Source organism: Mycolicibacter kumamotonensis (genome assembly GCF_002086285.1).
In the GTDB taxonomy this organism is placed as follows: domain Bacteria; phylum Actinomycetota; class Actinomycetes; order Mycobacteriales; family Mycobacteriaceae; genus Mycobacterium; species Mycobacterium kumamotonense.
In genome coordinates this window covers 48,914-70,021 of sequence record NZ_MVHU01000011.1, presented here as the reverse complement: position 1 = coordinate 70,021, position 21,108 = coordinate 48,914, and the positions used below count along the sequence as shown (strand labels likewise).

Annotated in this window: 21 protein-coding genes; 9 read left to right on the top strand and 12 right to left on the bottom strand. The window is 67.3% G+C overall.

The annotated features are described in order from the left end of the window. Positions 1–30 precede the first annotated feature (30 nt). From BST28_RS09755 to BST28_RS09735, 5 genes are all read right to left on the bottom strand, one after another. Positions 31–792: an isocitrate lyase/PEP mutase family protein gene (locus BST28_RS09755; protein ID WP_083080813.1), complete on the bottom strand. Its 762-nt coding sequence runs from the start codon at positions 790–792 to the stop codon at positions 31–33. A 71-nt stretch (positions 793–863) separates the two neighbouring features. After that, on the bottom strand, positions 864–2,003 hold the full coding sequence (locus tag BST28_RS09750) for an acyl-CoA dehydrogenase family protein (protein WP_083080811.1): 1,140 nt from the start codon (positions 2,001–2,003) through the stop codon (positions 864–866). Beyond that, entirely contained in the window at positions 2,003–3,187 is a 1,185-nt protein-coding gene (locus BST28_RS09745) for an acyl-CoA dehydrogenase family protein (protein ID WP_083080808.1), read from the bottom strand. Before BST28_RS09745 ends, BST28_RS09750 begins: the two co-directional genes overlap by 1 nt. Positions 3,188–3,191: 4 nt before the next feature. Further along, complete coding sequence (locus tag BST28_RS09740; protein WP_019738770.1) at positions 3,192–3,926, bottom strand: SDR family NAD(P)-dependent oxidoreductase; 735 nt, start codon at positions 3,924–3,926, stop codon at positions 3,192–3,194. 66 nt (positions 3,927–3,992) lie between these two features. Continuing rightward, positions 3,993–5,528: an acyl-CoA synthetase gene (locus BST28_RS09735; protein ID WP_083080869.1), complete on the bottom strand. Its 1,536-nt coding sequence runs from the start codon at positions 5,526–5,528 to the stop codon at positions 3,993–3,995. 401 nt (positions 5,529–5,929) lie between these two features. Here BST28_RS09735 and BST28_RS09730 point away from each other — a divergent pair, with 401 nt between their 5' ends. Next, positions 5,930–6,454 carry a hypothetical protein gene (locus BST28_RS09730; protein WP_234808243.1) on the top strand — a complete coding sequence of 175 codons (525 nt, stop codon included), beginning with the start codon at positions 5,930–5,932 and terminating at the stop codon, positions 6,452–6,454. 59 nt (positions 6,455–6,513) lie between these two features. Next, on the top strand, positions 6,514–7,629 hold the full coding sequence (locus BST28_RS09725) for an alkaline phosphatase family protein (RefSeq protein ID WP_083080805.1): 1,116 nt from the start codon (positions 6,514–6,516) through the stop codon (positions 7,627–7,629). Between the two features lie 10 nt (positions 7,630–7,639). Here BST28_RS09725 and BST28_RS09720 read toward each other — a convergent pair whose 3' ends face one another. Then, a complete protein-coding gene (locus tag BST28_RS09720; RefSeq protein ID WP_083080866.1) occupies positions 7,640–9,136 on the bottom strand; it encodes a potassium/proton antiporter in 1,497 nt (498 codons plus the stop codon). A 157-nt stretch (positions 9,137–9,293) separates the two neighbouring features. Between BST28_RS09720 and BST28_RS09715 the strand changes: the two genes are divergently transcribed. The 6 genes from BST28_RS09715 to BST28_RS09690 all read left to right on the top strand — a co-directional run bounded on the left by BST28_RS09715 (position 9,294) and on the right by BST28_RS09690 (position 15,719). After that, positions 9,294–9,974, top strand: a complete 681-nt coding sequence (locus BST28_RS09715) for a potassium channel family protein (RefSeq protein ID WP_019737725.1) — start codon at positions 9,294–9,296, stop codon at positions 9,972–9,974. A 26-nt stretch (positions 9,975–10,000) separates the two neighbouring features. Further along, positions 10,001–10,915: an SAM-dependent methyltransferase gene (locus tag BST28_RS09710; protein WP_019737726.1), complete on the top strand. Its 915-nt coding sequence runs from the start codon at positions 10,001–10,003 to the stop codon at positions 10,913–10,915. A 674-nt stretch (positions 10,916–11,589) separates the two neighbouring features. Next, a complete protein-coding gene (locus tag BST28_RS09705; RefSeq protein ID WP_083080803.1) occupies positions 11,590–12,858 on the top strand; it encodes a PPE family protein in 1,269 nt (422 codons plus the stop codon). 65 nt (positions 12,859–12,923) lie between these two features. Continuing rightward, complete coding sequence (locus tag BST28_RS09700) at positions 12,924–14,207, top strand: PPE family protein (protein WP_083080802.1); 1,284 nt, start codon at positions 12,924–12,926, stop codon at positions 14,205–14,207. Positions 14,208–14,258: 51 nt separating this feature from the next. After that, complete coding sequence (locus BST28_RS09695) at positions 14,259–15,371, top strand: sodium-dependent bicarbonate transport family permease (protein WP_083080864.1); 1,113 nt, start codon at positions 14,259–14,261, stop codon at positions 15,369–15,371. Positions 15,372–15,392: 21 nt separating this feature from the next. Next, positions 15,393–15,719, top strand: coding sequence for a DUF732 domain-containing protein (locus tag BST28_RS09690; protein WP_420093435.1), 327 nt, complete (start codon positions 15,393–15,395; stop codon positions 15,717–15,719). Positions 15,720–15,818: 99 nt separating this feature from the next. On the opposite strand, the gene BST28_RS09685 is transcribed toward BST28_RS09690, so the two are convergent. After that, entirely contained in the window at positions 15,819–16,214 is a 396-nt protein-coding gene (locus tag BST28_RS09685) for a heme-binding protein (RefSeq protein WP_083080801.1), read from the bottom strand. A 217-nt stretch (positions 16,215–16,431) separates the two neighbouring features. After that, the gene (locus BST28_RS09680; protein WP_029249420.1) at positions 16,432–17,175 is read right to left on the bottom strand and encodes an MBL fold metallo-hydrolase; all 744 of its coding nucleotides are present in this window, start codon (positions 17,173–17,175) and stop codon (positions 16,432–16,434) included. A gap of 55 nt (positions 17,176–17,230) precedes the next feature. Here BST28_RS09680 and fgd point away from each other — a divergent pair, with 55 nt between their 5' ends. Then, positions 17,231–18,241: a glucose-6-phosphate dehydrogenase (coenzyme-F420) gene (gene fgd, locus BST28_RS09675; RefSeq protein ID WP_083080800.1), complete on the top strand. Its 1,011-nt coding sequence runs from the start codon at positions 17,231–17,233 to the stop codon at positions 18,239–18,241. A gap of 149 nt (positions 18,242–18,390) precedes the next feature. On the opposite strand, the gene BST28_RS09670 is transcribed toward fgd, so the two are convergent. From BST28_RS09670 to BST28_RS09655, 4 genes are all read right to left on the bottom strand, one after another. Continuing rightward, positions 18,391–18,621, bottom strand: coding sequence for a hypothetical protein (locus BST28_RS09670; RefSeq protein WP_133054290.1), 231 nt, complete (start codon positions 18,619–18,621; stop codon positions 18,391–18,393). An 80-nt stretch (positions 18,622–18,701) separates the two neighbouring features. Continuing rightward, the gene (locus BST28_RS09665; RefSeq protein ID WP_083080798.1) at positions 18,702–18,992 is read right to left on the bottom strand and encodes a hypothetical protein; all 291 of its coding nucleotides are present in this window, start codon (positions 18,990–18,992) and stop codon (positions 18,702–18,704) included. 298 nt (positions 18,993–19,290) lie between these two features. Then, positions 19,291–19,611, bottom strand: a complete 321-nt coding sequence (locus tag BST28_RS09660) for a hypothetical protein (protein WP_083080797.1) — start codon at positions 19,609–19,611, stop codon at positions 19,291–19,293. Then, positions 19,608–21,104: a hypothetical protein gene (locus BST28_RS09655; protein ID WP_083080796.1), complete on the bottom strand. Its 1,497-nt coding sequence runs from the start codon at positions 21,102–21,104 to the stop codon at positions 19,608–19,610. The genes BST28_RS09660 and BST28_RS09655 overlap by 4 nt, the downstream gene beginning before the upstream one ends. Positions 21,105–21,108 lie beyond the last annotated feature (4 nt).

Sequence of the window (21,108 nt, the reverse complement as noted above, 5' to 3'; positions counted from 1 at the left end):
TCCCGGTGCGCACCGCAGACCGCCGCGGTCTCAGGCCCAGCGGCCCAGCACCTCGCCGGCGTGCTTACCCAGTGCCACCTGCAGCAGCGGCCCGAAACTGACACGCCCCACACCGACTTGGGCGAACGAGGCGGGGTCGTCCTGATCGGGTGCGGCCAGCGCGTTGATCGGCTTGGGCAGCCCGGCGGCCAGCACACGCAGGGTCTCGCCGTCGTGACGGCCGACCGGGTAGAGCACGTCGGCTCCCGCCGCGGCGCACTCGGTCAGCCGGGCGATGACGCGATCGATGCGGTCGGTGTCCTCGCCGTCCTTGCGCAGGAACAGGTCGGTGCGGGCGTTGATCACCAGGTGGGTGCCCGCGGCGTCGGCGGCCTCGCGCATCGCGGTCACAAACTCGGCGTGCTCGGACGCCGACCGCAGGCGCTTGTCCTCGCTGTGCACCGAGTCCTCGATGTTGCAGCCGACGGCGCCGGCGTCGAGCAGGCCTTCGACCAGCCGCTGGGGGGACTCCGCGTAGCCGGCCTCGATGTCCAGCGACACCGGCACGTCGACGGCGTCGGTGATCTGGCGGACTCGGCGCAGCACCTCGGCGAAGGACATCCCCTCACCGTCGCTCTTGCCCCTGGACTCGGCTACCGGCTTGCTGCCGATCGTCAACGCGGCGAACCCGGCGTCGACCGCCAGCTTCGCCGACCACACATCCCACACGGTGGGCAGGACCACGGGATTGCCCGGCTGGTGCAGTGCCAGGAACGCTGCGGCCCGCTGCCCAAGATCTTCGCGACTCGTCATTTTCACAACTCTTCCATGTGTTATTTGCCGGTCGATCAGCGGGGCTCGGTTGTGGGCGGCCCCGGGGGTCGTCAGAGCCGGAGATCCTTGGCGATGATCGTCTTCATGATCTCGTTGGTGCCGCCGTAGATGCTCTGGATACGGGCGTCGACGAATGCCCTGGACACCGGATACTCCCGCATGTAGCCGTATCCGCCGTACAACTGCAGGCAGCGGTGCGCGGTGCGGAACTGCACGTCGGTGGTCCACCACTTGAGCTTGGCGGCCCGCACCGCGGTCAGCTCACCGGCCAGGTGTGCTGCGATGCAGTCGTCGAGATAGGTTCGGGCGACGTCTAATTCGGTCGCCACTTCGGCCAGGACGAACTGGGTGTTCTGGAAGCCGGAGATCTCGGTGCCGAACGCCCGGCGGGACCGGACGTAGTCCAGGGTCTCGGCGAGCACCCCCTCGGCGGCCGCGACGGCACCCACCCCCAGGGAGAGCCGCTCCTGGGGCAGATTGTGCATCAACTGATAAAAGCCCTGCCCCTGCGCCCCGAGCAGGTTCTCGACGGGCACCCGCATGTCGGTGAACGCCAGCTCGGAGGTGTCCTGGGCGTGCAGACCGATCTTGGCCAGGTTGCGGCCGCGATGGAATCCGGGTGTGTCGGGCTCGACGACCAGCAGGGACAGCCCCTTGTGCCGGTCGGGTCCGGTGCGGACCGCGACCACGAACAGATCACCGGTCTGCCCGTTGGAGATGAAGGTCTTGGCGCCGTTGACCACGTAGTGATCGCCATCCCGGTGCGCGGTGGTGGTGATGCCGGCCAGGTCGCTGCCGGTACCCGGCTCGGTCATCGCGATCGCGAGCACTGTCTCGCCGGTCACCACCCCGGGCAGCCAGCGGCGCTGCTGGGCGGGGGTGGTCAGGTCGGTCAGGTAGGGCAACACCACGTCGTTCTGCAACGAGAACGCGATGGCCTCCGCGGCGGCCCCGGCTCGCTGCAGTTCATCGACGACGATGGCGTGGTAGCGGAAGTCGCGGACTCCCGGGCCGCCCAGGTCCTCTGATACCGGGAACCCGAGCAGGCCCAGCCGGCCGGCCTCGAGGAATATCGAGCGATCCCAGCTGCCGTCACGTTCGGCGTCTTCGTGGCCGGGTAAAACGGTGTTGCGCACGAAATCCCGGACCAACTCCCGGAATTGGCGATGCTCCGAGCTGTAGCTCAGCATCAGCGGAAGGCGCCCACACCAGTGAAGGCCTGGCCGAGCACCAGTTGATGCATCTCCGGGGTGCCCTCATAGGTCAGCACCGACTCCAGGTTGACCATATGCCGGATCACCGGATACTCCAGCGATATTCCATTGCCGCCCAGGATCGTTCGTGCGGTCCGGCAGATCTCCAGTGCGCTGCGGGTGTTGTTGAGTTTGCCGAAGCTGACCTGCTCGGGGCGCAGGCCGCCGCGGTCCTTCAGCCGGCCCAGGTGCAGCGACAGCAGCTGCCCCTTGTGCAGCTCGACGGCCATGTCCACCAGCTTGGCCTGGGTGAGCTGGAAACCGGCGATCGGCTTGCCGAACTGCGTGCGCTGGATGGCGTAGTCGCGCGCCGACCGCCAGGCCGAGCGGGCCGCCCCCATCGACCCCCAGATGATCCCGTAGCGCGCCTCGGACAGACTGGCCAGCGCGCCCTTGACACCGCGCGCTTTCGGCAGCATCGCATCGGCGGGCAGTCGCACGTCGTCGAGCACCAGTTCGCTGGTGACCGAGGCGCGCAGCGACAGCTTGTGGTGCACGGTGTTGGCGGAGAACCCGGGCGTGTCGGTGGGCACGATGAAACCGCGGATGCCGTCGTCGGTGGCTGCCCACACCACGGCGACGTCGGCGATCGATCCGTTGGTGATCCACATCTTGCGGCCATTAAGAACCCAATCGGATCCAGTCCTTTTGGCCCGGGTCGTCATCGCGGCCGGATCCGAGCCGACGTCGGGCTCGGTCAGTCCGAAACAGCCGATCACCTCACCGGTGGCCATCGCCGGCAGCCACTGCTGCTTCTGCTCTTCGGAACCGTTGTTGTAGATCGAGAACATCGCCAGTGAGCCCTGCACGCTCACCAGGGAGCGAATGCCGGAGTCGGCGGCCTCCAACTCGGTGCAGGCCAGCCCGTAGTGCACCGCCGAGGCCCCGCTGCAACCGTAGCCGTGCAGGTGCATGCCCAGCAGCCCGAGCTTGCCGAATTCCCGGGCCAGTTCGCGGGCCGGCAGGTCGCCGATCTCGAACCACTCGGCGATGTGGTCCGTGACGTGCTCGGCGCAGAACTTCGCGACGGTGTCACGCAGCGCGATCTCGTCGTCGGAGAGCAGGGTGTCAAGGCCCAGCGGGTCGAGCGGGTCGAATGGCGCGGTGGTGTGGGTACTCATGGTTTCAGCCTGCCATCGTGAGGCCGCCGCTGACACTGAGCACCTGACCGGTGATGAACGACGCGGCGTCCGAGGCGAAGAACAGCACCGGGGCGGCCACCTCCTCGGGGCGCGCCAGCCGCCGGAACGGGATCGCCTTGACCAGCGCCTCTTTCAATTTCTCCGGTTGGGCGGCGAACAGCGGGGTGTCGGTGGGGCCGGGACACACGCAGTTGACGGTGATCTGGTGGCGGGCCATCTCCCGGGCCAGGGACTTGGTCAGGGCGATCACCCCGCCCTTGGCGCCGGCATAGATGGTCTCACCGGCGCTGCCCACCCGCCCGGCGTCACTGGCCAGGTTCACCACCCGGCCACCGCCACCGGACTCGATCATGCCCGGCAGGAACGCACTGCACATGTGCACCGGGCCCAGGTAGTTTATTGCCACCACTTTCTCGGCGAATTCAGGTGTGGCATCCAGGAATTGGGCGGTGCGATCCCAGCCGGCGGCGTTGACCAGCACGGTGGGCGCGCCGACATCGGCGAGGACGGCGTCGCGTAGCGCGTCGACCCTGCTGCGATCGGCGACGTCGACGCCCAGCGCGGTGATGTGGTCCGGGTCCACCGCGGCGGTGGCCTGCGCGGCCGATTCGTCGAGGTCGGCGGCGATCACCCGATCGCCCTGCGCGGCGAAGCCCAGCGCGACGGCCCGGCCGATCCCGGAGCCGGCGCCGGTCACCACTGCGATTCTGTCGATCATCTTCGGACTCCCGTGTCTGGATTTTCTAGCAGGGTAGTACCGCCGCCAGGTTCCGTCGCCTTCTAGTCATCGAACTGAATCTGAAATCACCTCGCGCAGCTGGTATTTCACAACCTTTCCGGACTGGGTGCGGGGCAGCGCGTCGACGAACTCCAGCCGAATCGGCAATTTGAACGCCGCCAATTTGTCCCGGGCGAACTCGCGCAGCTCGTCGAGTGTCAGCGTAGTACCGGGTCGCAACGCCACCACCGCGGTCACCGCTTCACCCCACTTTTCGTGTGGGGTGCCCAGCACGGCGACTTCGGCGATGGCCGGATGCCCGTAGAGCACGTCTTCGACTTCGGCGGGGTAGACGTTCTCGCCGCCGGAGATCACCATGTCTTTCACCCGGTCGATCACCCAGACGTAGCCCTCCTCGTCGGCCTGGCCGATGTCGCCGGTGTGAAACCACCCCTCGGAGTCGATCACCGCCGCGGTGGCTTCGGGATTGCGCCAGTAGCCGGCCATCACCTGCGGTCCGCGCACGCAGATCTCTCCGCGCGCCCCGGCGGGCACCGGGGCGTTGTTGGCGTCGACCAGCCGCACATCCGACAGCGGCAGCACCTGATTGCCCGCGGCGCCGATCTTCACGCCGACCTCGTCGGTGCGCAGCACCAGTGCCAGCGGCGCGGTCTCGGTCAGCCCGTAACCCTGCGCGAACGGGATGCCCCGCTCGCCGTAGCGGTGGATCAGCGCCTCGGGCACCGGCGCGCCGCCGCAGACGAAGTTGCGCACGCTGGACAGGTCGGATTCGGCGAACTCCGGGCGCTGACTCATGAACAAGAACATCGCCGGTACCCCGAACATGGTGGTGACCCGATGTTCGGCGATGAGCCGCAGCGCTTCGGCCGGATCGAAGGCGGGCATCAGCACGATTCGCCCGCCCTTCTGCAGCGTCAGCAGCGTGGTGACGTTCAGCCCGCCGATGTGAAACAGCGGCGCGCAGACCAGCGACACGTCCTGCTGGCTGGTGTCGAACGTCAACAGCGCATTGATGTTGTTCCAGAACAGGTTTGCGTGGGTGAGCATGGCCCCCTTGGGGCGTCCGGTGGTGCCCGAGGTGTACATGATCACCGCGATGTCGTCGGGCTCGGCGAACACCGGGTCGGCCAGCGGGGCGCGCTGGGCGAGCAAGTCGTCGGCCACCTCCCAGCCGGGCACCGGGGTCAGGGCGATCGCGCGCTGTAACCCGGCCTCGGCGCGCACCGGGTCGATCACCGCGGCACGCTCGGCGTCGGCCAGCAGCGTGTGCACTTCGGCGTTGCCCAGGATGTAGCAGAGCTCGTCGGCGGTGAGCCGCCAGTTCAGCGGCACGAATGCCGCGCCGATCCGGGCGGCGGCAAACAGTGTGACGAGAAAGTCGGGGTGGTTGAGGCCGACATAGCCGACCCGGTCGCCGCGGCGCATGCCACCGGCGACCAATTCGGCCGCCAGCCGGTCGATGCGGTCCGAGAAATCCCGATACGTCCAGGTGGTCTCGCCGAAGGTGATCGCCGGCAGCGTCGGAGTTGCCGCCGCCCGCCGGGCGATCCAGGAACCGAGGTCGATAGGAGCTGTGGTCACCTTCAGAACGCTAACGGCGGAGCCGTCGGCCGGGGCGCGATTCGCCGCGCCGGAGCCGTGGGCGACGGGTGGCGGCATTTAACGCTCGGCCTGATTTTTTGTGCCCGCCGATCCCCGATCTTCAACAAAGGATGTGAGCGGCGAGGGCTTTTATGTGGGAAACGGAATTGTTCAGGGTGATTTTAACTGTGAACCATTGTGACGGTCGTCTCATTCACCGTTCCGACCTGGGGAAATGGTGGTCGGTGCGTCGATTGTGGCTTGACGGATGACGACAGGTGAACGGCTATTGAACATTGTCTTCGCGAGCCTTTTCGGCTCGCGTAATCGGAAGCGAAGCGGCTAGGTTCGTCCTCGCCGAGCCGACCATTGCTCGGCGCGGTAGCGGAAGGGTTTCGCGGATGAGCGGTCGCGGTTCGGTTCGAGGAGTAGTCACGGCGTTTTTGACGCTGGGCTGCTGCCTGCTGGCCGGACCGACTGCGCATGCCGACTTCGACGACCTGCTCGACACCGTGGTGGGCGCGGCAACGGCCGGCGCCGACGTGGACCCGGCCGGGCTCCTGCCCGCTGACCCCGGCGAACTCGGCGACCTCGGCGTCCTTCAGGACCGGCTGGCCCAGCTCGACCAGTTGTTCCACGACGCACCGGGCACCGCCGACGCGACTCCCGGGTACGGCACCCCCGACAGCCCCACCGACGCGACTCCCGCCGACGGCACTCCCGGCGGTGCCGAACACGGCTCCGAGAGCGACGATTCCAACAACACACCCAGCCTGCCCAAGTTCAGCCTCCCCAGCACCGGTAACGGCTCCGGGGGATCCGGCGGCAGCGGTGGCGGTCCCGGTGGCTCGGGTGGCTCTTCGGCCGGTAACGGCGCGAAGAAGGCCAACTCCAGCGCCAGCAAGCCCGTCGACGGCCTCGGATAGCGCTGCCCGAGGGCGAGTCTGGCCGTTGGCGAGGGCGTCGGGGGTGGCAGGCTGAACCGGTGCCCGGTTCGATCTGCGACATCCTGCCGTCCGCGGCCGCTGCGCTCGGAACTCCAGGCGCGACCGACATCCTGGGCCTGCGAGAGCGGATCGGCGACGTGCGCCGGCTGGCAGTGGTCCTGGTCGACGGCCTGGGTTATCACCTGTTGCCGCAGCTGGCCCCCGATGCGCCGCTGCTGGCCTCGGTGCTGGCCGGCGACACCGGGCAGCTGGCCCAGCTGACCTGTACTTTCCCGTCCACCACGCCGACCAGCCTGGTGTCGCTGGGCACCGGCGCGCTGCCGGGGGAGCACGGGGTGCTGGGCTTCACCGTCAACGTGCCCGGAACCGAGCGGGTGCTGACCCACATCTTCTGGGCCGCCGACCCGCCGCCGGACACCTGGCAGCCGGTGCCGACCTGGTTCGAGCGGCTACGCGGCGCGGGCATCAGCGCCCGCGCGGTGCTGCCGGAGATGTTCATCGGCAGCGGGCTGACCGAGGCCGCCTACCGGGGCGCTGAGTTCCGCCCGACCGCCAAGGGCGAGCACTATGCCGCTCGGGTCGCCGCGGAACTGGCGGCGGCACCCGGTCTGGTCTACGGCTACACCGCGGCGCTGGATCACGCGGCGCACGTCTCGGGCATCGGCTCAGGCCACTGGCACACCGCCGCGGCCAAGGTCGACGCGCTGCTGCGGCACCTTCTCGAACAGCTGCCGGACGACGCCGCGCTGGTGGTCACCGCCGACCACGGGGGCCTGAACGTACCGGACCAGGCGCGCATCGACCTGGATGCCGACCCGCGTCTGGGCGCGGGAATCCGGGTGGTCGCCGGCGAGCCCCGGGTGCGCTACCTGCACACCGAACCCGGCGCAACAGCAGATGTGCTGGCCGCCTGGACCGAACTGCTCGCCGGTAAGGCCCTGGTGCAAACCCGCGAACAGGCCGTCGCCGCAGGCGTGTTCGGGCCGGTGCGCGAGGAGCACCTGGCCCGCATCGGCGACGTCGTGGTCACCTGTAGCGACGACACCGCGATCCTGGCGACCGAACACGAACCGCCGCAGACGGCGCAGCTGGTGGGCTTCCACGGCGGCCTCACCCCGGCCGAGACCGCGATCCCGCTGATCACCCTGCGCTAGCGAGCGGGGCTCACTCCGAGTCGCCGTACTCGTCGAACCAGTGGGCCAATTTGCCGCGCCGGCTGACCGCCCGCAGCCGGCTTTCCGCTAGGGCGCGGGTCTTGCTGGTGGTGACGATGAGCAGTTCGTCGCCCACCGCGATGCGGGTATCGGGCTGCGGAACGAAGGTGTCGCCCTTGCGGATGATCAAGGTGATGACGCTAGGGTCGGGCAGCCGCAGCTCGAGCAGCGAGACGTTGTGCAGCTTGGATTCCGGCTGCACCGTCATCGTCAACAGCTCGGCTTCCAACACGTCCAGCGGCGCCGCCTCGACCTGGATCTCGCGGGTGGTGTCGCGCGGTATCAGCCCCAGCCAGTGGGCGAACAGACCCAGGCTGGGGCCCTGAACCACGGTGTAGACCACCACCAGGATGAACACGATGTTGAGCAGCCGATAGCTGTCCGGCACGCCCTCGACGATCGGGAACGTGGCGAGCACGATCGGAACCGCTCCACGCAGACCGGCCCAGGACAAGAAGATCTGCTCACGCCAGGGCACCCTGAACCAGATCAGCGAGGCCACCACCGATATCGGGCGGCTCAACAGCAGCAGCACCGCCCCGATCAGCAGCGCCGGCACCAGCTCCTCGGAGAGCTGGCTGGGGCTCACCAGCAGGCCGAGCAGCACGAACAGCCCGATCTGCGCCAGCCAGCCCAGCCCCTCGGCGAACGAGCGGATGGCCGCGCGGTGCGGCAGCCCGGAGTTCGCCAGCACCACCCCGGACAGGTAGGCGGCGATGAAGCCACTGGCGTGCACCGAGGCGGCGGCGGCGAACGCCACCATGCCCAGCCCGAACGTCGCCAGCGGATACAGGCCGGACGCCGGCAGTGCGGCCCGCCGCAGCATCATCGCCCCGAGCAACCCGGCGACCAATCCGATCGCCGATCCGATCACCAACTCGAAGATCACGTCGCCGACGGCGTGGATCGGTGCGATCGTCAGCGGCATGGTGCTCAGCATCAGCACCACGATCGCCGCGGGCGCGTCGTTGAAGCCGGACTCGGCCTCCAGCAGACCGGCCACCCGCCGCGGTAGAGGCAGCACGCGCAGGATGGAGAACACCGCGGCGGCGTCGGTGGGCGAGACGATCGCGCCCAGCAGGAAGGCCAGCTGCCAGCTGATGCCCAGCAGCAGGTGCGCGGCCACCGCGATCACCGCCATGCTGGTCACGACGCCGACGGTGGCCAGCACCGCCGCCGGCGCCAGCAGTTTGCGGATGTTGGCGAAGCGCGTCGTCAAACCGCCCTCGACCAGGATCACCGCCAGCGCGGTGGTGCCCAGGTCACTGGCCAGTTGCACGTCGGAGAAGTCGAGACCCAGCCCGTCGTTGCCGATCGCCACCCCGACCAGCAGGAACAGCAGCAGGCTGGGCAAGCCGACTCGATCCGCCGCCCGGGTGGCGATGATGCTGGCCAGCAGTACCAAGCCCCCGATCAGCAGAGCCAGGTACAGCTGCTCCAGGCTCATCTGATCCCCATTCGGGCCGGCGGTGGCGGTCGAACCCACTCGTGTGATTCGCTCAAAGTCAGCGGGTTCGTGTTATCTGTCAGTAAATCAGTAGCGCTGTCACAACCGTGTTACGCCCGGAGCGGCCGGGGGCAGCCCGGGGACGAGGGGAGCGATCATGCGCATCGGAATCGCCGGTGCCGGCGCGGTCGGACGATCCGTCGCACGGGAATTGATCGGCGACGGCCACCGGGTGCTGCTCATCGAGCGCAATCCGGCGCACTATGAGCCGCATTCCGTCCCCGAGGCCGAGTGGCTGCTCGCCGACTCCTGTGAGCTGTCGGCGCTGCAGGAATGCGGTATCGAGATCTGTGACGTGGTGATCGCCGCCACCGGTGATGACAAGGCCAACCTGGCCACCGCGCTGCTGGCCAAGGCCGAGTTCGGGGTGGCCCGGGTGGTGGCCCGGGTCAACAACGCGCGCAACGAGCCGCTGTTCACCGAGGACTGGGGTATCGACGTGGCGGTCTCCACCCCGCGCGCGATGGTCGCCGCGGTGGAAGGCGCCATCGACGTCGGCCACCTGGTGCCACTGATGGGCTTGCGGCGCGGCCAGGCGAGCCTGACGAAGCTGACGCTGCCCGACGACAATCCGCTGATCGGCCGCAAGGTCTGCGACATCGAGCTGCCCGAGGGCGCCGCCCTGGTCGCGGTGCTGCGCGGCGACGGGGTCATCCTGCCGCGGGCGGCCGATGAGCTGCGGGCCGGCGACGAGATGCTGTTCGCCGCGGCGAGCGGGATGGATGATCGGGTCCGGGCGGTCGTGCACGGGGTGCCGGCCGGCAGAAGGATGCACTGACCGTCGTGCCGCCACGGTGGACTCCCATGAGCACGGCGCCCGCTTCCCGGGATGACACCGGGAGCCTGGCCACCGGCGCCGGCGTCATCGCGACGGTGCTGGCCGCGGCGCGGGCCGCAGCGACGTCTCGGGGCCTGATCAACGACCCGTTCGCCGCGCCGCTGGTGCACAAGGTGGGGCTGGATTTCTGTATTCGGGTAGCCGACGGTGATCTGGACATCAGCCGGCTCGGCAAGGACGGCGGGTTTCCGCGGCTGGCCGAGTTCTCCGCGGCCCGCACCACATTCTTCGACGCCTTCTTCACCGACGCCGCGCGCGGGGGGATCCGCCAGGCGGTGATCCTGGGATCGGGACTGGACACCCGCGCCTACCGGTTGTGGTGGCCGGCCGAGACCATCGTCTACGAAGTGGACCACCCTCCGGTGGTCGACTTCAAGGCCACCACCATGCGGGCCTGGGGCAGTGCGCCGAGCGTCAACCGTCGTGCGGTCGGAGTCGACCTGCGTGGCGACTGGCCGGCGGCGCTGCGGCGGGTGGGTTTCGACGCCACCGCACCCACCGCATGGGTCATCGAGGGCCTGCTGGTCTGGTACGTGCCCTCGGATGCGCAGAACCGCCTGCTCGACGGTGTCAGCGCGCTGAGTGCCCCGGGCAGTCGGCTCGCCGCCGACCATGCGGTGCCGCCGAGCCGGCCGCAGGCGGTGCACAACGAATCCCTCGTCGAGCGCTGGCGGCGCCGCGGCCTGAGCCTGACCGGGCCCGGACCGTTCTATTCCGGAGAGCACACCGATGTGGTGCGCCACCTGACCGAAAGCGGCTGGATGACAGTCGACTCCGGGATCGCGGACCTGTTCGCCGCCGCCCGGCTGCCCCGGTTGACCGACCGTGAGCTCGATGGCGCCCCGGCCGCGATCCGCTACGTCGCCGCCACCCGTAGCTAGCCCTCTAGTTACGGGAAGTGTTGCGGGCGAATTTATCTCGCATAACGTGATATCTAATGCGAGACTCGTCACTACGCCGTGGTGACCGTCCGGTGGCGCGCCGAATTACTACAGCCAGGGTTCGTAGATGTGCCGAGGCTCTAATACCGTTGCGGTATAACGGAAATGCTCTGGACCGGGTCTTGCCGGATAAGCGCGGGGAGACTGGTGGCGTGCGTGACCTTCCTCACTCGGTTTGTCCAACAGGGACTTTCGAAATTCATTTCCCAGTCCTTACACAGCAAATCCGTGGAAAGTGGTCCTAGTTTGAGTGTTCGTCGATCGGCGGACAACTCGGCGATGAGGCGAATAACCCGTATTTCCAGGAGGTTACGTAGTGATCACACCTCGCAACGCACGGGTACGTCCGTCTGTCGAGCATGTCGTGAGAGCCGCATCGTTGACGGGCGCCTGGGCGCATGCCGTTGAGGGCTACCTGCAGCGCCGAATACACCGGCCGTGGCGTAAGCGGGGCTCCTAGCCGCCGGAGTTCCCCATGACCGGTGCCGGCGCACCGCCCTCCGGGGCTCGCAGCCGGCGCCCAAAGCATTCACTGCGAACGACCCACCTCGCGGCACCGGAGCCGGCGTGGTGACCCCGCATCTGTTGAGGCGTTTGTCAAAGGTTGGGTGAACATGGATTTCGGAGCGTTACCGCCGGAGGTGAATTCCGGCCGGATGTATTCAGGGGCCGGCCCGGGCCCATTGCTGGCCGCGGCATCTGCCTGGAGCGAGCTGGCCGCCGAGTTGCACTCGGCGGCATCGGGATACGGGGCCGTCCTGGCAGACCTGTCGGCCGACTGGCATGGGGCGTCCGCGGATGCCATGTCGGTGGCGGCCGCCCCGTATGTCGAGTGGATGAGCGGGCTCGCCGGCCAGGCCGAGCAGGCGGGGGCCCAGGCGGCAGCGGCCGCCGCCGCCTACGAGGCCGCGTTCGCCGCGACCGTTCCGCCACCGGTGATCGCCGCGAACCGCAGCCTGCTGATGACGCTGATCGCCACGAACATCCTGGGTCTCAACACCCCGGCCATCGCGGCCACGGAGGCGCATTACGCGGAGATGTGGGCTCAGGATGCCGCGGCCATGTACGGCTACGCCGGAGCCTCGGCCGCGGCCACCCGACTGACACCGTTCGCCGAGCCGCCGCCGACCACCGACCCGGCCGGCATCACCGATCAGGCGGCCGCGACCGCGCAGGCCGCCGCCACCTCGGAAGGCTCAGTGGGACAACAGGTCTCCCAGATGCTGAACCTGCTGCCGAGCGCGCTGAAATCGCTGTCGGCAAACCCGGCCGGAGCCACGTTGCCCGGAGCCCTCAACACCGACCTGGGCAACTGGAACACGATCATGTCGGCCCTCACTGGGGCATACAGCCCGCTGTTGGGATGGTCGACCATCCCGGGCGGTCCATTGCTGTCGTTCGGCCAGATCTGGAGCTGGCCGATCAATGCGATGGGTGTCAGCTCCTACCTGGCCGGGCCGAAAGCCATCACCGGCGCGCTGACCCCGTTGTCGTCCTTGGCGCACGAGGCCGTTCCGGCGGCAGGCCTCGGTGGACGGCCCGCGGCGGCCGCTCTCGGCCGAGCGGCGCTGGTCGGAAAGCTGTCGGTACCGACGGCCTGGGCCACGTCCGCGCCGGTGACCCATCCGGTCGTCCTGGCCATGCCGGCGAGCGCGGCCGCCCCGGCAGCGGCATTCGCCGCTGAGGACGCCATGTTCGGTGAGATGGCCTTGGCCAGCCTCGCCGGACGCGCCATGGGCGCCACCACCGGCCGGACCGTCGGCGCGACGATGACCCGGGCCGCCGGCTGCGGAGTCGGCGCCGATGTCGTGCCCGCCATCGCCGGTGAGGCAGACCCCGCGGCGGCCACCATCGTGGTGATCCCGGCGCTCGACGATGACTGACGGTGTGAAGCCCGCTCATAGCCCAACTCACGCCCTGTGGGCGTGCATCACGAAGGGAGAGGCGAATGTACTTTTCTTGGCTACCGCCGGAGACCAATTCGGGAAACCTCTACGCCGGTCCGGGATCCGGGCCGCTGCGGGCGGCGGCGGCGTCGTGGGACCGGCTGGCCGGTGAATTGCAGGCCGCGGCAGCCGACTACGCCGCGGCCGTGGCGGGACTGACCGCCGAATCATGGAGCGGGCCGTCGGCCGAATCGATGGCGGCCGCGGCGGAACCCTACGCGGCGTGGATGTCGGGAACCGCGGCGACGGCCGCGGAGGCGGCCGCGCAGGCGCAGGCCGCGGCAGCTGCCTACGAAACCGCCTACGCTGCCGTCGTACCACCGGAAGTGGTGGCGGACAACCGCGCTCGACTCATTTCGTTACTCGCGACGAACCTGGTCGGGCAGAACACCGCGGCGATCGCCGCTACCGAAGCCCAATACATGGAGATGTGGGCCCAGGATGCGGCGGTGATGCAGAGCTATGCGGTCTCGGCGGCGGCGGCCACCAAGATCAGCGCCTTCACAGAACCGCCACAGACCACCACCGGAAACGCGCCGGTCGCCAACCCGATACTGCAGGCCGGTGCCGACCTGGCGAACAAGTACACCGCGTTCTTCAACAACATGCTGAACAGCCTCACCGGCGCACCCGACGCCGGCTCGACGTTTGCGGCGATGTATTCGGCGCTCAAGGTCCCCCTCGGCTTCACCACTCAGTTCAACGACGTCTCCATGCTCGCCAACTTCCCCATCCAGAACTTTCTGAAGTTCGCGCCACCGCTCGGACGTGCTCTCGTCGATATTCCAGCGACCCGGCTCGGTGCCGGACTCGCGCTGCCGTCGTCCGGGGGTCTGGCCTCGGCGGTGTCGGCCGGCATGGGTGAAGCCAACCTGGTGGGCTCGCTGTCGGTGCCACCTGCTTGGGCGGGCCAGAGCCCGGCGATCAGGTTGGCGGTCAGCGCGATGCCCGGTGTCGGCGCATCCGGTGCGTCGGCAGCCGTGCCCGGCAGCCTGATGAGTCAGATGGCTCTGGGCGCCATGGCCGGTGGCGCCCTCGGCGGTGCGGCGCCCAGGGTGGCCGTCGCGGCAGCGGGGCGAACCCGCGTCACCATGGGTTCCAAGACGCCGGCCAAGCTCGACCAGGTGCTGGCCAAACTGCGGCATCAACCCGACTCGGTGCAGCACTGGAACACCGACCAAGCCGGACTGGACACCTTGCTCGACGAGCTGTCGCGCAAGCCGGGAATCCACGCCGTGCACCTTCGGGGCAGCAGAACCAAGGCGACCACAAAACCTGTGACCTGACATGCGCCGTCCCCGCGCCACAGCACGTTGAATCTGGAGACCTCGATGCACATGCTTTGGGAGTTCTGGCAGAACTTCACCCATAACCTGTTCAAGCCGCTACTGCTGTTCTTCTACCTCGGCTTTCTCATGCCGATCCTGAAGGTGCCCTTCGAATTTCCGCCGGCGATCTACCACGGGCTCACCATGTATCTGCTGCTGGCCATCGGATGGCACGGCGGCGAAGAACTCGCCCAAGTCGACATGTCCAGCATCGGCGGCATCCTCGGATTCATGCTGACCGGATTCGTACTGAACTTCGTCATCGGCGCGTTGGCGTATGCCATCTTGAAGTACACCACGAAGATGCGCGATGTCGACCGGGCAACGGTCGCCGGCTATTACGGCTCGGACTCGGCCGGCACGTTCGCCACCTGTGTCGGTGTGTTAACCACCGCGGGCATCGCGTTCGACTCGTATATGCCGGTCATGCTGGCGATCATGGAGATTCCGGGTTGTCTGGTCGCGCTACTTTTGGTGGCCTGGCTACGGCGCAAAGGAATGGACTCTACCGGTCTGCTACGGGTGGCGCACCAGGGTGCACCGGATTCCAGCTATTCCGTTGCACTCGAAGACCTTCCGGAACATCCGGGCAAACAGTCCGCGATCTCCGGTGCGATGCTTCGCGAAGTCTTTCTCAATCCGGGACTGTGCCTGCTCATCGGCGGCATAGCGATCGGATTCATCAGCGGGTTGCAGGGGCAGACGGTCACCGCTGTCGACGACCCGGTGTTCTTGACCGCGTTCCAGGGTGCCCTGTGCCTGTTCCTGCTGGAGATGGGGGTGACCGCGTCCCGCAAGCTGAAGGACCTGAAGGCGGCGGGGCGAGGGCTCATCCTGTTCGGGGTGCTCGCGCCGAACCTCTTCGCGGCGATCGGTATCACGGTGGCTCACTTCTATTCTCGACTCACCGGGTTCCACTTGGAAACCGGAACCTACGTGCTCTTCGCGGTGCTCTGCGGTGCGGCGTCCTATATCGCGGTTCCCGCGATCCAGCGGTTGGCCATTCCCGAAGCCAGTCCGAGTCTGCCGTTGGCCGCGTCACTGGGCCTGACGTTCTCCTACAACGTGACGGTCGGCATACCGCTCTACATCGAACTGGCCCACATGTTGGCGCGGGTCTGAGCGTCGCAGGTGATGATGATCGTGCAGAAAGCCTTGATGGCAGGGGGCCTGGCAATCGCGATTGCCGGTGCTGCCGCCCCGGCTCAGGCGGACCCCCAGGGCGCAGACAACGATACGGCTTTCATTGCTTCCCTTCGGCAATCGGGCATCACGTTCGCCGGCGAAGGGCAGGCGATCGCGGCGGCCCGCGCGGTCTGCGGGCTGATCAACAACGGGGAACCCGCGTTGCAGGTCGTCAGGGATCTGCAGAGCGATAACGCCGCACTGACTTTGGACGGCGCCGCGCAGTTCGCTGCGATCGCCGCGAATGCTTATTGCCCCGCCCAACTGCAGAGTCCCAAGTCGTGATCGCGCCGACAGCGGTCGGCCCCGCTCCTACTGCCCGCGGCACTGCGGGCAGTAGGAGCTGTCTCAGGGGTCTCGGCTCACATGCGAGTAGCCGCGGCGTTATCCCGCCATGAATTCGGCGTAGGCGGAGGCTAATTCGGGAGGAAGCACCGCCGTCTGGCACTGCCGTTGCTTCTCACCGATAGGCGCCAGGATGCCGCGCAACTCGTGGTACTCCTGCGGGTGAGCGGTGAAATAGCTGCGCACGTCGGCTGCGGCCTGGGGCCGCGGCGAGGTAATGGCCTGGCTGACCACGGCATTGGCGCCGGGGTGGGCACTCAGGTACTGCCGAGCCGAACCGGTGACCGAGTCGACGGTGTTCGTCACCGACGCTTGACTGCAATCCGGTGCCGCTGATGCCGCCGGTGCGGCGATCAGGGTCGCGGCAGCGGCACCCAGCAGTGCGGTTCCGAGGCCGAGTCGCCGAATCATGGTGGTGTCGAGGGGTTTCGACATAGATATTTCCTTCCGGGTCAGTAACTGCAATTCCCGTCCGGAGCCCAAGGTACGCGTGGCCACCGTGGCGGACATGTGTCCGGACGCACAGCCGAAAGTGCGGCGGGGCAACAGGTCATCACTCGCCGGTCGAATCGGGGCAGGCGTGCCGCAGATGCGGATCCAGTTGATAAGGCCGCTCTTAAACTCCGTGCTCAGCACTTATCGGATCGTGACCTTAAGATTTGCCCGCTCGCTCGATCGCGGCCTCGGCGGCCTCCCGGATCGGCCCGCGCCAGACGTCTCCGTGACCGGGTGCCAGCACGTCGGTCTCCAGCAGCGCCAACGCCGCCAGGCTACGAATGCAGTCTTCCTGGCTGTGGCTGAACAGTGCCGGCAGCAGCTGCGGTCCGGTACGCGCGAGCACCGGGTGGCCGGTGATCAGGGCGTCGCCGCTGGCCAACACCCCGTCAACCAGGTAGGAGCAGTGCCCGCGGGTATGGCCCGGAGTGGGGATGGCCACCGGCTGGCCGGGCAGACCGGCGGCGATGTCGCCGTTGAGCGACTGGGCGGACGGGATGCCCTCGCGGTTCAGACCGCCGCTGCGCAGGACATGGACGGTCCACCGGGCCCAACTCGGCCGCCACAGGTGCGGGGCCAACGCCAGCGGCGAGGCCTGCTCCAGATACTCGCGCTTGGCGTGGCCCACCTCGTCGGCGTGGCAGTAGACCGGTGTCCCGTACGTTTTGGCCAGCCAGATCGCGGCGCCGAAATGGTCGACGTGGGCGTGGGTGAGCAGCACCGCACGCACATCGGCGGCGTGGTAGCCCAGGGCGCCCAGCGAGGCCAGCACGTCGGTGCGGTCTCCGGGGTAGCCGGCGTCGATCAGCAGCACGCCGCTGTCATCGGCGACCAGCAGCCAGTTGACCGCCTCGCCGCGGGCCAGGTGGACCCGTTCGGTCAGCGGAACAAGCTCGACCAGCCTCTCACCCATGCCCGTGAGTCTAGGAAGACCGCGGGAGAGTAGAAAAGGTGGAATGGCGGAACTCAAACTCGGATACAAGGCGTCGGCGGAGCAGTTCGGGCCGCGGGAACTGGTGGAGCTCGGTGTTGACGCGGAGGCGCACGGCATGGACAGCGCCACCGTCAGCGACCACTTCCAGCCCTGGCGCCACGAAGGCGGGCACGCCCCGTTCTCGCTGGCCTGGATGACCGCGGTCGGGGAGCGCACGACGAAGATCCAGCTGGGCACCTCCGTGCTGACCCCGACCTTCCGATACAACCCGGCCGTCGTCGCGCAGGCGTTCGCCACCATGAGCTGCCTGTATCCGCAGCGGGTCTTCCTGGGGGTGGGCACCGGGGAGGCGCTGAACGAGATCGCCACCGGTTTCACCGGGCAGTGGCCCGAGTTCAAGGAGCGGTTCGCCCGGCTGCGCGAGTCGGTGCGGCTGATGCGCGAGTTGTGGCGCGGCGATCGGGTGGATTTCGACGGCGACTACTACACGCTCAAGGGCGCCTCGATCTACGACGTGCCCGACGGCGGCGTTCCGGTCTACATCGCGGCCGGTGGGCCGGCGGTGGCCAAGTACGCCGGGCGGGCCGGCGACGGCTTCATCTGCACGTCCGGCAAGGGCGAAGAGCTCTACACCGAGAAGCTGATGCCGGCGGTGCTCGACGGCGCGGCCGCGGCCGAGCGCGACGCCGACGGCATCGACAAGATGATCGAGATCAAAATCTCCTACGACCCGGACCCGGAGCTGGCGCTGAACAACACCCGATTCTGGGCGCCCCTGTCGCTGACCGCCGAGCAGAAGCACTCCATCGACGACCCGATCGAGATGGAGAAGGCGGCCGACGCGCTGCCGATCGAGCAGATCGCCAAGCGCTGGATCGTCGCCTCGGATCCCGACGAGGCGGTGGAACAGGTCGGCCAGTACGTCAAGTGGGGCCTGAACCACCTGGTGTTCCACGCCCCGGGCCACGACCAGCGGCGTTTCCTGGAGCTGTTCAAGACCGACCTGGAGCCGCGGCTGCGCCGGCTGGGGTAAGCCCCGGCGCCCGGCGGCTTTATGCCGAGTGTGCGGTTTGGTACGCGACACGCCGAGACCGGCGTATCAAACCGCACATTCGACGGCGCGGGCGGCGGTGGACCAAATCGCCTGCCGCAGAGGTAGTTTGGTGAGGCGAAGACGGCTCGTCATCCAGCAGGAGTCTGCTTAGCGCTCTTGTCGGTATCGCGGCGGACGCTTGCGATGAGTATGCCGATGGTGATGACGAGGGGGAGGGTGAGATACCAAAACGTGAGCAGGAGTATTGGGCTCCAGAACGTCAGGAACATCACCGCAAGCTGGACATATTCGCCGGTCGTAGTTGGGTCTGAATCATTACGGCCGGTGACGATGGCGCCGACAACGTAGGCGCTGCTCACGACTACATCGCAGGCGACTGCAACTGCGACCATCGACCAGAGCGCCCGCCGCAACGACGGTTTGGCGAGGTGAAGACGCGTCATTGCCCGGTAGAAGTCTGTTCGGTGCTGGCGCCGGTCTCGCCACGGCGGACGCTTGCGATCAGCAAGCCGATGGTGATGATGAACCAAGGGATCAGCAAGTACGCCTGACCCCATAGCACGATGGACCAGATGTAAATCCGGATGTATTCGCCGACCGAATACGGGTATTCGTCGGTGAGCGCCGAGACCGATAGTGCGGTGCCAGACGCCACGCTGGCCGCGACGTAGACAGCAGTGACTGAAAGAGCCAGCCGCCCCAGCAACGGCCGGGCGAGGTGATAGCTCATCGTTCCAGAGGCGGCGGCTCGCTGCTCTCGCGGCGGCGAAGGGAGGAGAAGAATCCCCCGAGAGCCACCACCAGGGGCGCACTGATGAACCAAAACATTAACGCGTAGATTGGCGCAGCGAAAAGCGCATCCCACGCCAGAAATACGTCACGATCCTTTGTCGATGATATCGGATTTTCATTCGTAATTGAAGCTAAAATGCAAACTACGATTACCCACATCACGTAAACAACGAATGTCGCCAAAACGAGGCACCAAAAGGCTCGCCACGGAGACGGCTTAACAAACCGAAGGCGGCTCATCGTCCGGTAGGAGCAGGCTCTGTGCTCTGATTTGTCATGAGGCGGCGCGCGCTGGCGACGAGTACAGCGACGGCGACTGTCGCGGGAACACTGACGAACCAGACCATGAGCAGCAGGGAAGGTCCCCACAGCAGGAGTGCCACGAGATACAGCCGAATGTAATCGCCTGCCGTGGTGGGGATGGGATCATCGCTGGATACGACGAGGGCATCGACAAATAACGCGCTGCCCGCGATCAACCAAACTGCGAGCGCAACCGCTGCGGTGGACCACAGGACCCGCCGAAATGACGGTTTGACGAGCTGAAAGTGTGTCATCTTCCCATCTTTACTGTCGGAACAACGTTCTTAAACGGGTCCGTAAGTTGTGTCGTATTGCTAACGAAGGGGTCGTCAAAAAAGGGCAGAGCGTTGTAAGGCACCGCGTTTTCCAGCTCCCACTTCCAGCTCGGCATGTCAGGGCGCACAGCGCGGATCGAGGTGTCACCGATCCAGTGGTGGCGTTCAAGGCTGGTACTCGGTCCCCACGGGCTACCCGAGTTTGCGGGGGTCCATTGCAACTGGGCGGGAGCGACACCGTCGCGATACTGGTAGGTCTCCATGCTGGGGTAGATCGTGGTGTTCCCACCGAGACCTACCGTGCCGTCCACGCGTGGATCGAATGTTATCCGCCCGTTGACCGTCAGATTTCCCAACGTCCCCAAGGGGAACTCGTACGCATCGTGCGCGTTGTAGTCGATGGTCAAGCGGCCGTCGGGTGCTTGTGCAACATGGACATTCGGTACTGCTGCCGCCGCTCCTCCGCGTTGCCCGTCAATCGCCGATGTCGGGTTCTGACGGACCGCCACCACGCCGTGATCGTAATCAACGAACACTGATACCCGCGAGGCGTCGATGTCCGCATTTGCGCTCGGACCACGGTAGTCGCCGCCGTTCGAGGGGAAGATACGTCCCATCCGTACATCGGTGAGGTCTCTAAACGTGTTGTACACGTGATCAGCAGGAATGAACATATTGGACCGGACAACCCCCTTGCCCGGCTGCGGTGTGATCCTGCCCGCGACGATCTCCGGCGGCACCCCCTGGTACTTGGGGTCGTAGCTGTGCGGGTCTAGCGCTGCCGCCATGCGCCAGTCGTTGTCGCTCACGGGGTCGCGGCCGTAAACCCTGTTGAACGCTTCTCGTTGGTTGCCGGCCCGGTCGGCGTCCGTCTTCCAACGGTCATCTAGCGGCACCGCGTGTGGCTGCCCATCGGCAGCGCCCGCCCCTCCGTCTGCCCCTTCGCCGGGGAAGGCGAATTCGTGTAGTCCCGCGGTGGCGGTGGTGAGGCTGCCGGCGATCTCGGTCTCCTTGGCGACCAGGTTGGCGGCACGGGATTTGATGAAGCTGGCGTGGGCTTGGGCGGCCTGTTCGCGGGTCTCCTGCTCTGCCGCCGAGGTGTAGTAGGTCCAGGTGTCGGTGACGGAGTAGTCGTCGCCCACCCGGAAGTCCTCGCGCTCAGCGGCATCCACGGCTGACAACACCAAACTTCTGCCGGCTGCCTGAGTGTCGTAGCCGCACTCGGCGATTCCGGCGGCGTTGACCAGCATGTCGGAAGCGCTGCGCACCGTCACCACATCGGCGGCGGCGCGGTGCTGGAAAGCTTCGGCGCCGGCGCCGGTCCACGCGGTGCCGCCGGGACGCGCCGAGGCGTCACGGACTTCGGTGAAGGCGGCTTCCCAGCAGTGGGCGAGGCTTCTCCAGGCGGCGGCGCTGGTCTTGAGGTAGTGCCAGTTCGCGTCCTTGATCTCGGTCAGCGTCGGAAAGGTCATCGCG

What these genes read in the sequence shown, in the direction of transcription:
- BST28_RS09755 (WP_083080813.1), bottom strand. Translation starts at nt 792, where the DNA reads ATGACGAGTCGCGAAGATCTTGGGCAGCGGGCCGCAGCGTTCCTGGCA.
- BST28_RS09750 (WP_083080811.1), bottom strand. Translation starts at nt 2,003, where the DNA reads ATGCTGAGCTACAGCTCGGAGCATCGCCAATTCCGGGAGTTGGTCCGG.
- BST28_RS09745 (WP_083080808.1), bottom strand. Translation starts at nt 3,187, where the DNA reads ATGAGTACCCACACCACCGCGCCATTCGACCCGCTCGACCCGCTGGGC.
- BST28_RS09740 (WP_019738770.1), bottom strand. Translation starts at nt 3,926, where the DNA reads ATGATCGACAGAATCGCAGTGGTGACCGGCGCCGGCTCCGGGATCGGC.
- BST28_RS09730 (WP_234808243.1), top strand. Translation starts at nt 5,930, where the DNA reads ATGAGCGGTCGCGGTTCGGTTCGAGGAGTAGTCACGGCGTTTTTGACG.
- BST28_RS09720 (WP_083080866.1), bottom strand. Translation starts at nt 9,136, where the DNA reads ATGAGCCTGGAGCAGCTGTACCTGGCTCTGCTGATCGGGGGCTTGGTA.
- BST28_RS09715 (WP_019737725.1), top strand. Translation starts at nt 9,294, where the DNA reads ATGCGCATCGGAATCGCCGGTGCCGGCGCGGTCGGACGATCCGTCGCA.
- BST28_RS09710 (WP_019737726.1), top strand. Translation starts at nt 10,001, where the DNA reads ATGAGCACGGCGCCCGCTTCCCGGGATGACACCGGGAGCCTGGCCACC.
- BST28_RS09705 (WP_083080803.1), top strand. Translation starts at nt 11,590, where the DNA reads ATGGATTTCGGAGCGTTACCGCCGGAGGTGAATTCCGGCCGGATGTAT.
- BST28_RS09700 (WP_083080802.1), top strand. Translation starts at nt 12,924, where the DNA reads ATGTACTTTTCTTGGCTACCGCCGGAGACCAATTCGGGAAACCTCTAC.
- BST28_RS09695 (WP_083080864.1), top strand. Translation starts at nt 14,259, where the DNA reads ATGCTTTGGGAGTTCTGGCAGAACTTCACCCATAACCTGTTCAAGCCG.
- BST28_RS09685 (WP_083080801.1), bottom strand. Translation starts at nt 16,214, where the DNA reads ATGTCGAAACCCCTCGACACCACCATGATTCGGCGACTCGGCCTCGGA.
- fgd (WP_083080800.1), top strand. Translation starts at nt 17,231, where the DNA reads ATGGCGGAACTCAAACTCGGATACAAGGCGTCGGCGGAGCAGTTCGGG.
- BST28_RS09665 (WP_083080798.1), bottom strand. Translation starts at nt 18,992, where the DNA reads ATGAGCTATCACCTCGCCCGGCCGTTGCTGGGGCGGCTGGCTCTTTCA.
- BST28_RS09660 (WP_083080797.1), bottom strand. Translation starts at nt 19,611, where the DNA reads ATGACACACTTTCAGCTCGTCAAACCGTCATTTCGGCGGGTCCTGTGG.
- BST28_RS09655 (WP_083080796.1), bottom strand. Translation starts at nt 21,104, where the DNA reads ATGACCTTTCCGACGCTGACCGAGATCAAGGACGCGAACTGGCACTAC.